A 14,273-nucleotide genomic window follows, 5' to 3' on the forward strand; every position below is an offset into this window, starting at 1 on the left:
GTCAGCGGGCGGCGGCGCGCCATCGGGCCCGCGCCGCCCGCGCCACGGGCAGGTACCGCAGCCGTTCGGGGAGCAGCGGTACGAGGAGCCGTACGGCCGTGCTGAACCGCCGGAGCCTGCGCTCCTGGGCGGGGCTCCACTCCAGACCGATGGCGGCGCGCGCGTCGGGCGGCATGTAGCCGACGGTGACGAAGGCCCGCAGGCGCAGGAAACCCACCCGCAGCACGGGCCAGGTGAGCCGCAGCAGCAGCCGCACCGGCAGCGGGCCGCCCTCGGGGCGGGGCAGCGGCACATCGGTGGCGACCAGCTCGCGGGCGACCGCGGTCGGTTCGATCTCCTCGGCCAGCATCCGGCGGTAGTACGGCCAGAACTCCTCGACGGTCTGCGGCATGTCCCGGTCGCGGAGGCCGAGTATCCGGCCCACCTGGAGCCACTCCCGGTAGAGCTGCCGCTCGTGGGCCGGGCTCATGCGGCGGAACAGGTAGCGCCCGGAGTACAGGGCGACGGGGAATCCGGTGGCGTGCACCCAGGCGTAGCAGGCCGGGTCGAGGGAGTGGTAGCGGCGCCCCCGGGTGTCGGTGCCCTGGATCTCCCGGTGCAGGCGGCGGACCCTGCGACCCTCGGCCGCGGCTTCGTCCCCGCCGTACACCCACAGCTGGACGGAGCGCAGCGAGCGCTCGCCGCGCCCCCAGGGGTCGGTGCGGAAGACCGAGTACTGGTCGACCCCGGCCCCGACCGCGGGGTGGGCGACCTGGAGGGTGAAGGCGGCGGGCAGCGTCAGCAGGGACCGGATGTCCCCGGCGGTGGTCCACAGCACACCGCCGGGCGGGGGCGGCTCTGGGTCGGTACGGCCCCCGGCCGTACGGCGCGCCGTCCCGTTCACGGGATGCCCGGCAGCGTGCCCCGCGGGGTGCTCCGTCGTGCTCATGAGTCTGCCCCCAGGCTGTAGACCTCGCTGTTCTCCCAGTATGAGGGACCCTCCGCGAAGGACGGATCAGCTCCGTTTCCACCGGCGTCCCCACGTTGTCGTGGCCCGGACAGAAAGTCTTGTCACGGGTGTTACCCAGAGGTAACCGCGGCTGCTTGGATGGCGGAGCCGATCTTCCCCCGCAGGAATGATGGAGACCCCCATGCAGCACACCCCGAACCGCCGCAACCGGGCCGCCGCCGCTGCCGTCGCCGCGGTCGCCGCCGGCGCGCTCGCCGCCACCACCGCGCCCGCCGCCACGGCCGCACCCTCCTCCACCGCTGCGGTCGCCGCCGCCCCGCGGCTGAGCGTCCTGTCGTACAACGTCTTCCTGATGAGCAAGAACCTGTACCCGAACTGGGGCCAGGACCACCGGGCCGCGGAGATCCCCAAGGCGGCCTTCTACCAGGGCCACGACGTGGTCGTGCTCCAGGAGGCCTTCGACAACGGCGCCTCCGACGCGCTGAAGGCCAACTCGGCGGCCCAGTACCCGTACCAGACCCCGGTCGTCGGCCGCAGCAAGACCGGCTGGGACGCCACGGGAGGCGCGTACTCCTCCACCACCCCGGAGGACGGCGGCGTCACGATCCTCAGCAAGTGGCCCATCGTCCGCAAGGAGCAGGTCGTCTACAAGGACGCCTGCGGCGCGGACTGGTGGTCGAACAAGGGCTTCGCCTACGTCGTGCTGAACGTGAACGGCGCCAAGGTGCACGTGGTCGGCACCCACGCGCAGTCCACCGACCCGGGCTGCGGCGCGGGCGAGGCCGCGGAGATGCGCGCCCGCCAGTTCCGCACCATCGACGCGTTCCTGGACGGCAAGAACATCCCGGCGGACGAGCAGGTCATCGTGGCGGGCGACATGAACGTCGACTCGCGCACGCCGGAGCTCGCCTCCATGCTCGCGGGCGCCGACCTGGCGGCCTCCGACACGCGTACGGGCCACCCGTACTCCTTCGACACCGCGCTCAACTCGATAGCGAACTACCGCTACCCGACCGACCCGCGCGAGGACCTGGACTACGTCCTCTACCGCAAGGGCAACGCCCGCCCGGCGGGCTGGGAGAACAACGTCGTCAAGGAGCAGTCGGCGCCCTGGACGGTCTCCAGCTGGGGCACCTCCTACACGTACACCAACCTTTCGGACCACTATCCGCTGATCGGCCGCTGAGTCCTGTCCTCTTCGGCATCGGCCCTCGTTCCGGTGAGCGGCGTGCCGCCCACCGGAACGAGGGACGTCCGCGTTACGGAGCCTCGTGCGGCGCCTCGTAGAGGCCGTCGATCAGTGCGCCGTACTTCTCCCGGACCACTCGGCGGCGCACCTTGAGCGAGGGGGTGAGCTCGCCCGACTCCGGGCCCCACTCCTCGGTCAGCACCCGGTACCGCTTGATCTGCTCGGTGCGGTTGAGCCGCGCGTTGGCCGCCTCGACGGCGCGGGCGATCTCTTCCCGGACGGCGGGGTGTTCGGCCAGCTCGTCGAGTGAAGCGGCCTCGATGCCCCGGGCGGCCGCCCAGGCCGGGGCCAGCTCCGGGTCCAGGACGAGCAGGGCGACGAGGTAGGACCGGGCGTCGCCGTGGACCAGGGCCTGCCCGATGAGCGGGTGCTCCTTGACGGTGTTCTCCACCAGCGCCGGGGAGACGTTCTTGCCCGTGGACGTGATGATCAGTTCCTTCTTGCGGTCGGTCAGCCAGAGGAACCCGTCCTCGTCGAGCCGGCCGATGTCCCCGGTCGGGAACCAGCCCTCGGCGTCGGCCGCGCTCTCCACCGAGCCGTCGGGCCGCAGATAGCCGCCGAAGACGGTCTCGCCGCGGGTGAGGATCTCCCCGTCGTGGGCGAGCCTCAGCTCCAGTCCCTCGATCGGCCGGCCCACCGAGCCGAGCCGGAAGGCGTGCGGGCTGTTGACCGTGCAGACGCCGGAGGTCTCGGTGAGCCCCCAGGCGTCCATGATGGTGATCCCCCAGCCCGCCCAGAAGCGGACCACGTCGATCGGCATCGGCGCGGTGGCACTCGCCGTCCAGACGAGGCGGTCCAGGCCCGCCAGGCCCAGCAGCGGGTCCAGTACCCGCTCCTTCGCCGTGGCGTACGAGGCTTCGAGCGCGGCCGGTATCGCCTCCCCGCGCTCGCGGTGCCCGGCCCGGGCGCGGGCGAGGTCGTTGGCCGCCTCGATGGCGGCGCGCTGCTCCTCCGGCAGCCGGGCGAGGACGGCCCGGACGGAGGCGGCGAGCTTCTCCCATACGCGGGGCACGCCGAAGAACTGCACCGGGCGCAGCTCCCGGACCGCCCCGGACACGGCGGAGGGATCCGCGCACAGCCGGACGTGGGCGGCCCGCAGCAGCGGCAGGTAGATGCCGAGGACCCGCTCGGCGATGTGCGCGAAGGGCAGGTAGCAGATGTGCTCGGCGTGCTCGGGCAGTTCCACGTGCCGGTCGAGGCGGACCGCCTGGAGCATGAGGTTGCGGTGGCTGAGCCGGACGCCCTTGGGGTCGCCGGTGGTGCCGGAGGTGTAGACGACGGTGAGCGGGTCCTCGGGGCGGGTGTCCTGCCAGGCCTTCTCGAAGGCGTCGGCGCGGTGCAGCCGGGCCCCGCTCGCGTACAGGGATCCGTAGGTGCGGTGCGGGCCCGCCTCGGCGGCGTTCGCCACGACCAGCCGCTCCAGGGGCACGCCGGCGTCGGTCAGCAGCGGCTCCCACCGGGCGAGCTCCCGGGCCCCCTCGACGACGGCGACCCTGGCCCGGCTGTGGCGGGCGATGTGGGCGATCTGCTCGGGTGCGGAGGTCCCGTACACGGTGACGGGGACGGCGCCGAGGTGGACGAGGGCGAGATCGCTGAGCCAGTGCTCGGGGCGGTTGCCCATCATCAGCAGGACGTGGTCCCCGCGCTCGACGCCGAGGGCGGCGTAGCCGGAGGCGAGGACGGCGGTCTGGCGGCGTACCTCGCGCCAGGTGAGGGTGGTCCACTGGGCGGCTTCGGGGCCGGCCCGCCAGGAGAGGGCGGGCAGGTCCCCGTACTCGGCGGCGTTGCGGGCCAGCAGGGAGGGGAGGGTGAGCTCCTCGGGTCGTCCGGGCAGTCGCAGGTTCGTGGTCATGGGCAGCTCCTGGCCGTTTCACATCGTTGGTGCGACAGCAATACTGTTGAACCCAAGCTGTGGAGCATGTGGAGCAGAGAGCGAGGCGCAGACGATGGCCGACCAGGCACCCGGGCCGATGCTCACCGTCGACGAGCTGGCGGCCAGGGCAGGCGTCACCGTCCGTACCGTACGGTTCTACAGCACGCGCGGGCTTTTGCCCCCTCCCTCGATCGGCCCCCGCCGCGTGGGCCACTACGGCCCGGAGCACCTCTCCCGGCTGGCGCTCATCGAGGAGTTGCAGCACCAGGGCATGACGCTGTCGGCCTGCCAGCGCTACCTGGACGCGCTGCCGGACGATCTGAACGCGCACGATCTGGCGATCCACCGTGCGCTGGTGGCCAGTTGGGCCCCGGATTCGGCGCAGGACGTCTCGCGGGACGAGCTGGAGAAGCGGGCGGGGCGGACCCTGTCGGACGCGGACGTGCGGCGCCTGACGGCGATGAACGTGCTCGCCGTGTCGGGGGACGGATTCCGCGTGGACGTGGGGCTGTTGCGGCTGGGGGTCGCGCTGCTGGACGTGCCGATCGCGCACGAGACGATCCTGGCTGCGCGCAAGGTGCTGGTGGAGCACACCAGGTCGGCGGCGCACGAGCTGACGGCGCTGTTCCGGGACGAGGTGTGGGGGCCGTTCACGCAGGGCGAGAGCGATCCGGAGCGGGTGGAGTCGATGAAGGCGCTGTCCGCGCACATGCAGCCGATGGTGGTGCAGGCGCTGGTGACGGCCTTTCAGCGGTCGCTGAAGGAGGAACTGCGGGCGGCCTTCGTCTCGGGCGAGGAGTGAGGACGCCGGCCCGGCCCGGATGACGCGGGGGCCGGCTGCGGCCGAGGGGAAGCGAAACGGCCCGTCCTGAGTGCGCCGGAGGGGAATCTCCGCGCCGGGCGGGCCGGTCCTGCCTCGTTCGGTCTACGCCGGCGCGCCCCGCACCGGCCTGCTCCCGGTGGGCTCGTGCGACGCGGGGGAAGGCCGGCCGCGGGTGACCCGGCCGGCCTTCCCGGTGGCCGCGCTAGTCGGTGTAGGTCTCGCCGCGCTCGGCCTTCGCGATGAGGGAGGCCGGCGGGGTGAAGCGCTCGCCGTACGCAGTGGCGAGTTCGCGGGCCCGGGCGACGAAGCCGGGCAGGCCGCCCTCGTAGCCGTTGATGTACTGGATCACGCCGCCGGTCCAGGCCGGGAAGCCGATGCCCATGATGGAGCCGATGTTGGCGTCGGCGATGGAGGTGAGGACGCCCTCGTCGAGGCAGCGGACGGTGTCCAGGGCCTCGGAGAAGAGCATCCGCTCCTTCATGTCCTCGAAGGGGATGTCGGCGTCCGGCTTGGCGAAGTGCTCGCGCAGGCCCGGCCAGATGCGGGTGCGCTTGCCCGCCTCGTCGTACTCGTAGAAGCCGGCCCCGCCGCTGCGGCCAGGGCGGCCGAAGTCGTCGACCATCCGGTCGATGACGGTGTCGGCGGGGTGCTCGGCCCACGCCCGGCCCTCGGCCTCGAAGGCCTTGCGGGTCTCGTTGCGGATCTTGCGCGGCAGGGTGAGGGTGAGCTCGTCCATCAGCGAGAGCACCTTGGCCGGGTACCCGGCCTGGGCCGCGGCCTGCTCGATGGAGGCGGGCTCGATGCCCTCGCCGACCATGGCCACGCCCTCGTTGATGAACTGGCCGATGACGCGCGAGGTGAAGAAGCCGCGCGAGTCGTTGACCACGATCGGGGTCTTGTTGATCTGGCGGACCAGGTCGAAGGCCCGGGCGATGGCCTCGTCGCCGGTCCGCGCGCCCTTGATGATCTCGACCAGCGGCATCTTGTCGACGGGCGAGAAGAAGTGGAGTCCGATGAAGTCGGCGGGCCGCTTCACGCCCTCGGCGAGTCCGGAGATCGGCAGCGTGGAGGTGTTGGAGCAGAGCAGGGCGTCGGGGGCGATGACGTCCTGGATCTCCTGGAACACCTTGTGCTTGAGGGCGGTGTCCTCGAAGACGGCCTCGATGACGGCGTCGCAGCCAGCCAGGTCGGTGACCGAAGCGGTCGGGGTGATCCGGGCGAGCAGCTCGGCGCGCTGGGCCTCGGTGGTACGGCCGCGCGAGAGCGCCTTGTCGAGCAGCTTCTCGGAGTACGCCTTGCCCTTGGCCGCGGCCTCGGCGCTGACGTCCTTGAGCACCACCTCGATGCCCGCGCGGGCGCAGGAGTAGGCGATGCCCGCGCCCATCATGCCCGCGCCGAGGACGGCGACCTTGCGGACCTTGCGGGGTTCGACGCCCTGCGGACGGCTGCGGCCGGCGTTGACGGCCTGGAGGTCGAAGAAGAACGCCTGGATCATGTTCTTGGCGGTCTGCCCGGTGACCAGCTCGGTGAAGTAGCGGGCCTCGATGGTCAGAGCGGTCTCGAAGTCCACCTGGGAGCCCTCGACGGCGCAGGCCAGGATGTTGCGCGGCGCCGGGTACGGGGCCCCGTTCAGCTGCTTCTTCAAGCTGGCCGGGAACGCGGGGAGGTTGGCGGCGAACTTCGGGTTCGACGGCGTGCCGCCGGGGATCCGGTAGCCGGGTACGTCCCAGGGCTGCTTCGACTCGGGGTTCGCGTCGATGAAGGCGCGGGCCTTGGCGAGCATCTCCTCGGGGGTGGCGGCCAGTTCGTGCACCAGGCCGTTGTCCAGGGCGCGCTGGGGGCTGTACTGGGTGCCCTGCAGCAGGACCTTGAGCAGCGCGTCGGCGATGCCCATGAGGCGCACGGTACGGGTGACACCGCCGCCGGCCGGGAGCAGGCCGAGGGTGACCTCGGGCAGGCCGATCTTGGAGCCGGGGGCGTCGAGTGCGACGCGGTGGTGGGAGGCCAGGCAGATCTCGTAACCGCCGCCCAGGGCCGCGCCGTTGATGGCGGCGACGACGGGCTTGCCGAGGGTCTCGATGCGGCGCAGCGAGTGCTTGATGGCGGTGCCGGTGTCGAAGGCCAGCTGCGCGTGTTCGGGGCGCAGCCGGATCATGTCCTTGAGGTCGCCGCCCGCGAAGAAGGTCTTCTTGGCGGAGGTGTAGATGATGCCGCGGATGGAGTCCTTCTCGGCCTCGGCGCGGTCGGCTACGCCTGCGATGGAGTCCTTGAAGGCCTGGTTCATGGTGTTCGCGGACTGGTCGGGGTCGTCGAGGATCAGGGTGACGACGCCGGTCTCGTCCTGTTCCCAGCGGATCGTGGTGGACTCGCTCATGGTCACTGCTTTCGTGTCGGAAGGTCCGGGGGGCGGGGATGCAGGACGGTTCAGAGCCGCTCGACGACGGTGGCGACGCCCATGCCGCCGCCGACGCAGAGGGTGACGAGCCCGTAGCGCTTGTCCTGGCGCTCCAGCTCGTCGACGATCGTGCCGAGGATCATCGCGCCGGTGGCGCCGAGCGGGTGGCCGAGCGCGATGGCGCCGCCGTTGACGTTGACCTTGTCGAGGGAGACGCCCATGTCCTTGACGAAGCGCAGGACGACGCCCGCGAAGGCCTCGTTGATCTCGATCAGGTCGATGTCGTCGATGGTCAGGCCGGCCTTGGCCAGCGCCTTGCGGGTGGCGGGGGCGGGGCCGGTGAGCATGATGGTGGGCTCGGAGCCGGAGACGGCCGCCGAGACGATCCGGGCGCGCGGGGTGAGGCCGTTCCGCTCGCCCGCCTCGCGGGAGCCGATCGCGACGAGGGAGGCGCCGTCGACGATGCCGGAGGAGTTGCCCGCGTGGTGGACGTGGTCGATCTTCTCGATCCAGTGGTACTTCTGGAGCGCCACCGCGTCGAAGCCGCCGAGCTCGCCGATGTCCGCGAAGGACGGCTTCAGCTTGGCCAGGGTGTCGGCGGTGGTGCCCGGACGGACGAACTCGTCGTGGTCCAGGACGAGCAGGCCGTTGCGGTCGGTGACCGGGACGACGGACTTGGCGAAGCGGCCGTCCTTGATGGCGGCGGCGGCGCGCTCCTGGGAGAGGGCGGCGTACTCGTCGACGTCGCGCCGCGAGAACCCCTCGATGGTGGCGATCAGGTCGGCGCCGATGCCCTGGGGGACGAAGTTGACGTCCCAGTTGGTCATCGGGTCGTTGAACCAGGCGCCGCCGTCGGAGGCCATCGGGACGCGGGACATGGACTCCACGCCGCCCGCGAGGACCAGGTCCTCCCAGCCGGAGCGGACCTTGGCGGCGGCCAGGTTGACGGCTTCCAGGCCGGAGGCACAGAAGCGGTTCTCCTGCACACCGGCGACGGTGTCCGGAAGGCCGGCCGCGATGGCCGCGATCCGGGCGATGTCGGAGCCCTGGTCGCCGACCGGGCCGACGACGCCGAGCACGATGTCGTCGATGGTGGCGGGGTCCAGCCCCGGGTTGCGCTCACGCAGCGCGTGGATGAGGCCGACCACCAGGTCGATCGGCTTGGTGCCGTGCAGGGCGCCGTTGGCCTTGCCGCGGCCGCGCGGGGTGCGGATCGCGTCGTATACGTAAGCTTCGGTGCTCACTGGTCAAGCCTTTCGGGGAGGTCTGGGCGTTAGCCGAGGAGGGAGCGGCCGATGATCTCTTTCATGATCTCGGTCGTACCGCCGTAGATGGTCTGGATGCGGCCGTCGGTGAAGGCCCGCGCGACCCGGTATTCGGTCATGTATCCGTATCCGCCGTGGAGTTGCAGGCAGCGGTCGGCGACGCGCTTCTGCAGCTCGGTCGCCCACCACTTGGCCATCGAGGCGTGTACGTGGTCCAGCTCGCCGTTCGCGTGGTCGGTGATGCAGCGGTCGAGGAACGTGCGGGTGACGGCGCACTCGGTGGCCATCTCCGCTATCTCGAACCGGATGTGCTGGAGCTTGGACAGCGGCCGGCCGAAGGCCTCGCGCTCCTTGACGTACTGGGTGGTGATCTCCAGCAGGTACTCGGCGGCCGCGATGCCGGCCATCGCGATGCCCATCCGCTCCTGCGCGAGGTTGGTCATCAGATGGACGAAGGCGCCGTTCAGCTCGCCGAGCAGGTTCTCCTTGGGGACGCGGACGTCGTGGAAGAACAGCTCGGCGGTGTCCTGCGCCTTCTGGCCGATCTTGTCGAGGTTGCGGCCGCGCTCGAAGCCCTCCGCACCGCGCTCGACGACCAGCAGCGACAGGCCGTGCGCGCCGCCCTCCGGGGTGGTCTTGGCGACCACGATGACCAGGTCGGCGAGGATGCCGTTGGAGATGAAGGTCTTGGACCCGTTGAGCACCCAGTGGTCGCCGCGGTCCTCCGCGGTGGTGCGGATCCCCTGGAGGTCGGAGCCCGCGCCCGGCTCGGTCATCGCGATGGCGGTGATGGTCTCCCCGGAACAGAATCCCGGCAGCCAGCGGCGCTTCTGCTCCTCGGTGGCCAGCGAGGTCAGGTACGGCCCGATGATGTCGTTGTGCAGGCCGATCGCGAGCCCGGGGGCGCCGGCCCTGGTGAACTCCTCGGCGATCACGGCCGCGTAGCGGAAGTCGGTGTTCCCGCCGCCCCCGTACTCCTCCGGGACGGCCATGCCCAGCAGCCCCTGCCGGCCGGCGGCACGCCAGGCCTCGCGGCTGACGATGCCGTCCTTCTCCCACTGTTCGTAGTACGGCAGCACCTCCTTGGTGAGGAAGGTGCGGACGGTCTCGCGGAACGCCTCGTGGTCGGCGTCGAAGATCCGGCGTTGCATCAGGGCTCCTTAAAGCCAGTTCTTGACGGTTTCGACCAGCCGGGCCGGCTCGGGACCGACGGGCGTGATGTTGAGCATGGTGACGCCCGCCTCGCGGAAGGCCTCGACACGCTCGCGCACGTAGCCCTCGGGCCCGCACAGCGTCATCAGCTCGCAGAACTCGTCCGGGACGGCGGCCGCGGCGTCGCGCTTGCGCCCGGAGAGGTACAGCTCCTGGATCTTCCTGGCTTCCCGCTCGTAGCCGTAGGCCACGGCGAGGTCGTTGTAGAAGTTCTTGCCGACCGCGCCCATGCCGCCGACGTACAGGGCGATCTGCGGGCGCGCCAGGTCCCGTACGGCGGCCGCGTCCTCGCCGATCGCGAGCAGGCCGCCCGCCACGGTCCGCAGCGGGCCGAGCTCCGGCGCCCTCTTGGCCGCACCCTCCGCGAGGGGCGCGCCCCAGACCGCCCGGGCCTTCTCCGGGATGAAGAGCGTGGGCAGCCAGCCGTCGGCGATCTCGGCGGTCAGGCGGACGTTGGCCGGGCCGAGCGAGGCGATGTAGACGGGGACGGCGTCACGCACCGGCCGGGTGAGGATCTTCAGCGGCTTGCCGTGCCGGCCGCCCTTCTCGGGCGGCAGCGGCATGTCGGTGATGCCGTGGTGGTCGATCGTCTCGCGGCGCCAGATGCGGCGGCACAGCTCGACCGTCTCCCGGGTCCGGCCGAGCGGCTTGTCGTACGGCTTGCCGTGCCAGCCCTCCACGACCTGCGGGCCGGAGGCCCCGAGGCCGAGCAGCGCCCGGCCTCCGGAGACCGCGTCGAGGCCCGCGGCCGTCTGGGCGATGAGGCCGGGGGTGCGCGAGTAGACGTTGAGGATCGCCGAGCCGATCTTCATCCGCTCGGTGCGGGCGGCGAGGTAGCCCATGATCGTCGGGGAGTCGAACCCCCACGCCTCGGCGACCCACACGGCGTCGAGCCCGGCCGACTCCAGCGCCGCCGCCTCGTCGGCGGCCCGGCGCGGATCGCCCGCGTAGTCGAGCATCATCGACAGTTCCATCAGGCACCCTTCCCGGTCAGGCCCGGTACGTCCCAGTCGCGGGCCACGGTTTCGGTGTCCGCCCCGGGCAGGGCGGGGCCGCCGGTGACGGCGGCCGGGGTCGCCGAGAAGCGCGGCGCGGGGGCGGGCTGCACGATCCCGCCGAAGTCGGTGAAGGTGGATCGGGCCGCGAGGTGCGGGTGGTGCGGGGCCTCGCGCAGCGAGAGCACGGGCGCCACGCAGGCGTCGCTGCCCGCGAAGACCTCCGTCCACTCCTCGCGCGTACGGGACTTGAAGCGTGCGGCGACGGTCTCGCGCAGTTCGCTCCAGCGGGCGGGGTCCTTACGGGCCTGAGCCTGCTCGCCGATGCCGAGGAGCCCGGTGAAGGTGTCGTAGAACTGCTGCTCCAGTGCGCCGACCGCCATGTACTGGCCGTCGGAGGTCTCGTAGGTGCCGTAGAAGGGGCAGCCGCCGTCGAGGAGGTTGGCCCCGCGCCGGTCCTGCCAGCCGCCGGCCGCCATCATCCCGTGGATCATGGCGGTGAGGTGGGCGGTCCCGTCGACGATGGCCGCGTCCACGACCTGGCCCGCGCCATCGGGCGTACGGGCGTGCTGGAGCGCGGCGAGGACACCGATCACGAGGTACAGCGAGCCGCCGGCGTAGTCGCCGACCAGGTTGGCGGGCACGGCCGGGGGCTCGCCCGGGTTGCCGATCATGCCCAGGGCCCCGGTGACGGCGATGTACGCGATGTCGTGCCCGGCGGTGTGGGCGAGCGGGCCTTCCTGGCCCCAGCCGGTCATCCGGCCGTAGACCAGCTTGGGGTTGCGGGCGTGGCATTCGGCCGGGCCGACGCCGAGACGCTCGGCGACGCCGGGGCGGAAGCCCTCGATGAGGACGTCGGCCCGCTCGGCCAGGTCGAGGACGCGGGCCGGGCCGTCGGCAGACTTGAGGTCGACCAGGACGGAGCGCTTGCCCCGGTTGGTGACGTCGTAGGCGGGGTCGACCGCGAGCCCGCCACCGCCGGGCCGGTCCACCCGTACGACGTCCGCTCCCAGGTCGGCCAGGAGCATGGCGGCGAACGGGCCGGGGCCGATGCCCGCCAGCTCGACGACGCGCACTCCCGCGAGCGGGCCGTTACCTGTCACTGCCATCGAGCCCCCAGCTCCCTAGCCGCACGGTGTGACACAACTGATGTAACACCAGCGATGCTAGGAACGCGTTCCACTCAGCACAAGAGCAAGCGCTTAGCCATTTGCCTGGATCCGGGCGTCCAGCTCCCTGACGTGCCGCTTGAGGGCGACGGTGCGGTAGCTCTCCTCCACCCACTCGCACAGCACCTGCGCGGAGGGCGCCCCCTTCCCGCCCAGCGGAACGGAGACCCACCCGGACCGGCCGAGGCCGTATCCGGTGGGCTGCGCGCCGGGCGCGGCCATCGCGTGCCCGTGCAGCGCCTCGTCCTTGAGCTTGACGGACAGGCCGGGCGGCTGCGGTCCGTCGGCGTTCCCCAGAAAGACGAAGATCTTCTTGTTGACCTTCATCACGCAGTCCTCCGGACCCCACGGATGGTCCTCCACGGCCTCCGGAAGCCCGAGGGCGAACTCCCGCACCGCCTCCCACGTGCGCACTGCGGACTCCATCAGCGCCTCCAGTCGGTCGTCTCCACACGCTAGCGGAGCCCGGCGGGACATTCGGGGCATGACCACACCAGGCGGGCGGGGCGCCGCACGCGCCGGCGAAGCGCAGTTTCCAGCCATGGAAATCTCTGATCATCCGCCCGGTTGTCTGTGTACTCTGAGCAAGCTTTCGAACCTGTTCAAGTGTCAACAGAAAATGGGGGGGCCGGTGCGCAATCGCCGACTCATACTTTCCGCCGCCGCCATCGTCGCGGCCGGCGTCGGTCTCGTCCCGGGTGTCGCCAACGCGACGGGCCCGGACGGGGCCAAGGGGGCGGGCAGCCAGGGGGTCTCCGTTCCCGACCTCGACCTGACCGAGGCCAAGGCCAAGGCGTACGGCGCCGAGACCTTCTCCAGCCCGGCGTCCAAGACGGTCCACCCGGCCGCCAAGGGCAGCAAGCAGGCCGCTCCGCAGAGCGAGGGCACGGCCGCCGTCGAGCCGACGGTCGCCCTCAAGGCCGGGGCCACCAGCGCCCACGCGATCAAGCTGGACATGACGTTCACCACCGACCCGAACGCCTCGATCAGTGCGGTCATCGAGTGGGGCGACGACCAGACGTCGTCGACGCCGGCCTACCCGACCGCGCAGACGCTGGACCACAGCTACGCCCATGCCGGTGTCTACACCGTCAAGGTCAGCCTCTTCGAGGGCACCACCCTCCGGGGCACGAACGAGATCGCCGTCCGCACCGCGGGCAACGAGTTCACCCCGCACGCCCCCACCCGTCTGCTCGACACCCGCACCGGCGGGGCCGCGACCAAGGTGCCCGCCTACGGCACCGCCCGCGTCAAGGTCGCCGGCGCCGCGCAGATCCCGGCCGGGGTGACCGCGGTGGCCCTCAACGTCACCGTCACCAACCCCACCAAGGCCGGACACGTCCGGGTGTACGCGGAGGGCGGCGACCTGCCCACCACCTCGAACGTCAACTACGCCCCGGGGCAGACCGTCCCGAACCTGGTGCTCGCGTCGGTCGGCGACAACGGCTACGTGGACATCTACAACCACGGCGACGGGGCCATCGACGTCATCGCCGACGTCACGGGCTACTTCTCCAAGAGCGCGGCCAGCGGCTACACCTCGGTCGCCCCGAGCCGCGTCGTCGACACCCGTGAGGGCCTCGGCACGAGCCAGGGCAAGGTCTCGGGCTCCGGCACCTTCAGCACCCAGATCACCGGGCGCGCGGGCGTCCCGTCGACCGCGAAGGCCGTCGCGCTCAACGTGACCGTCACCGAGCCGAACTCGGACGGGCACCTGATCGTCTACCCCTCCGGCAGCCAGGCGCCGAACGCGTCGAACCTGAACTTCACGGCGGGCCAGACCATCGCCAACTCGGTGATCGTCCCGATCGGTCCGGACGGCAAGATCAGCATCCGCAACGGTGCCTGGGCCGGCACCCATGTGGTGGTCGATGTCGTCGGCTACTACAGCCCCGAGAGCCCGAGCGCGCTCATCCGCTCCTTCCCCGACCGCTGGTTCGACACCCGCGAGTGGGACGGTCCGCTGGAGGGCCGCGGCTACATCTACGGGCGCGTCGGCGGCGGCGACCCGAACGTCACCGCTCTCGTCCTCAACGCCACCGTCACCAACACCGCGGGCACCGGCTTCCTCACCGTCTCCCCGGACCCGAACTCCTGGAGCGCCTACGAGGGCGGCTGGGAGCGCTGGCCGACCCCGCCGAACTCCTCCAACCTCAACTGGACCCCGGGCAAGACCGTCCCCAACCTGGTCCAGGGGAGCTCCGGAGACAACAACATCATCGACTTCTGGAACATGGGCTACCAGTCCACCGACCTGATCGTCGACACCTTCGGCTTCTACGCCAAGAACTGACCCGGCGGCAGGTGCCCGACACGGCGCCCCGGGACCGGCCCCTGCGGGCC

General features: G+C 71.5%; 11 protein-coding genes. 3 read left to right on the forward strand and 8 right to left on the reverse strand.

Annotated elements, in window-relative coordinates; all coding sequences use genetic code 11:
* Position 1: 1 nt before the first annotated feature.
* On the reverse strand, positions 2-928 hold the full coding sequence (locus tag ACFCZ1_RS24080) for an oxygenase MpaB family protein (RefSeq protein ID WP_376680337.1): 927 nt from the start codon (positions 926-928) through the stop codon (positions 2-4).
* Positions 929-1,130: 202 nt separating this feature from the next.
* On the opposite strand from ACFCZ1_RS24080, the gene sph reads away from it, so the two are divergent.
* A complete protein-coding gene (gene sph / locus ACFCZ1_RS24085; protein WP_376680338.1) occupies positions 1,131-2,135 on the forward strand; it encodes a sphingomyelin phosphodiesterase in 1,005 nt (334 codons plus the stop codon).
* A 73-nt stretch (positions 2,136-2,208) separates the two neighbouring features.
* On the opposite strand, the gene ACFCZ1_RS24090 is transcribed toward sph, so the two are convergent.
* Complete coding sequence (locus ACFCZ1_RS24090) at positions 2,209-4,050, reverse strand: AMP-dependent synthetase/ligase (protein ID WP_376680339.1); 1,842 nt, start codon at positions 4,048-4,050, stop codon at positions 2,209-2,211.
* 94 nt (positions 4,051-4,144) lie between these two features.
* Between ACFCZ1_RS24090 and ACFCZ1_RS24095 the strand changes: the two genes are divergently transcribed.
* Positions 4,145-4,873, forward strand: coding sequence for a MerR family transcriptional regulator (locus tag ACFCZ1_RS24095; protein WP_376680340.1), 729 nt, complete (start codon positions 4,145-4,147; stop codon positions 4,871-4,873).
* A gap of 223 nt (positions 4,874-5,096) precedes the next feature.
* On the opposite strand, the gene ACFCZ1_RS24100 is transcribed toward ACFCZ1_RS24095, so the two are convergent.
* The 6 genes from ACFCZ1_RS24100 to ACFCZ1_RS24125 all read right to left on the reverse strand — a co-directional run bounded on the left by ACFCZ1_RS24100 (position 5,097) and on the right by ACFCZ1_RS24125 (position 12,356).
* Positions 5,097-7,268 (reverse strand): 3-hydroxyacyl-CoA dehydrogenase NAD-binding domain-containing protein, encoded by a 2,172-nt coding sequence (locus ACFCZ1_RS24100; RefSeq protein ID WP_376680341.1) that lies wholly within the window; start codon positions 7,266-7,268, stop codon positions 5,097-5,099.
* A gap of 50 nt (positions 7,269-7,318) precedes the next feature.
* Positions 7,319-8,533, reverse strand: coding sequence for an acetyl-CoA C-acetyltransferase (locus ACFCZ1_RS24105; RefSeq protein ID WP_376680342.1), 1,215 nt, complete (start codon positions 8,531-8,533; stop codon positions 7,319-7,321).
* Between the two features lie 29 nt (positions 8,534-8,562).
* A complete protein-coding gene (locus tag ACFCZ1_RS24110; protein ID WP_376680343.1) occupies positions 8,563-9,705 on the reverse strand; it encodes an acyl-CoA dehydrogenase family protein in 1,143 nt (380 codons plus the stop codon).
* 9 nt (positions 9,706-9,714) lie between these two features.
* Entirely contained in the window at positions 9,715-10,740 is a 1,026-nt protein-coding gene (locus ACFCZ1_RS24115; RefSeq protein ID WP_376680344.1) for an LLM class F420-dependent oxidoreductase, read from the reverse strand.
* Positions 10,740-11,870: a CaiB/BaiF CoA transferase family protein gene (locus ACFCZ1_RS24120; protein ID WP_376680345.1), complete on the reverse strand. Its 1,131-nt coding sequence runs from the start codon at positions 11,868-11,870 to the stop codon at positions 10,740-10,742. The genes ACFCZ1_RS24115 and ACFCZ1_RS24120 overlap by 1 nt, the downstream gene beginning before the upstream one ends.
* Before the next feature lie 93 nt (positions 11,871-11,963).
* Positions 11,964-12,356: an MmcQ/YjbR family DNA-binding protein gene (locus ACFCZ1_RS24125; protein ID WP_376680346.1), complete on the reverse strand. Its 393-nt coding sequence runs from the start codon at positions 12,354-12,356 to the stop codon at positions 11,964-11,966.
* Positions 12,357-12,561: 205 nt separating this feature from the next.
* Between ACFCZ1_RS24125 and ACFCZ1_RS24130 the strand changes: the two genes are divergently transcribed.
* Entirely contained in the window at positions 12,562-14,223 is a 1,662-nt protein-coding gene (locus tag ACFCZ1_RS24130; RefSeq protein ID WP_376680347.1) for a hypothetical protein, read from the forward strand.
* Positions 14,224-14,273 lie beyond the last annotated feature (50 nt).

Source organism: Streptomyces sp. NPDC056224 (assembly GCF_042267665.1).
Taxonomy (GTDB): Bacteria; Actinomycetota; Actinomycetes; order Streptomycetales; family Streptomycetaceae; genus Streptomyces.

What these genes read in the sequence shown, in the direction of transcription:
- ACFCZ1_RS24120 (WP_376680345.1), bottom strand. Translation starts at nt 11,870, where the DNA reads ATGGCAGTGACAGGTAACGGCCCGCTCGCGGGAGTGCGCGTCGTCGAG.
- sph (WP_376680338.1), top strand. Translation starts at nt 1,131, where the DNA reads ATGCAGCACACCCCGAACCGCCGCAACCGGGCCGCCGCCGCTGCCGTC.
- ACFCZ1_RS24115 (WP_376680344.1), bottom strand. Translation starts at nt 10,740, where the DNA reads ATGGAACTGTCGATGATGCTCGACTACGCGGGCGATCCGCGCCGGGCC.
- ACFCZ1_RS24080 (WP_376680337.1), bottom strand. Translation starts at nt 928, where the DNA reads ATGAGCACGACGGAGCACCCCGCGGGGCACGCTGCCGGGCATCCCGTG.
- ACFCZ1_RS24100 (WP_376680341.1), bottom strand. Translation starts at nt 7,268, where the DNA reads ATGAGCGAGTCCACCACGATCCGCTGGGAACAGGACGAGACCGGCGTC.
- ACFCZ1_RS24125 (WP_376680346.1), bottom strand. Translation starts at nt 12,356, where the DNA reads ATGGAGTCCGCAGTGCGCACGTGGGAGGCGGTGCGGGAGTTCGCCCTC.
- ACFCZ1_RS24090 (WP_376680339.1), bottom strand. Translation starts at nt 4,050, where the DNA reads ATGACCACGAACCTGCGACTGCCCGGACGACCCGAGGAGCTCACCCTC.
- ACFCZ1_RS24095 (WP_376680340.1), top strand. Translation starts at nt 4,145, where the DNA reads ATGGCCGACCAGGCACCCGGGCCGATGCTCACCGTCGACGAGCTGGCG.
- ACFCZ1_RS24110 (WP_376680343.1), bottom strand. Translation starts at nt 9,705, where the DNA reads ATGCAACGCCGGATCTTCGACGCCGACCACGAGGCGTTCCGCGAGACC.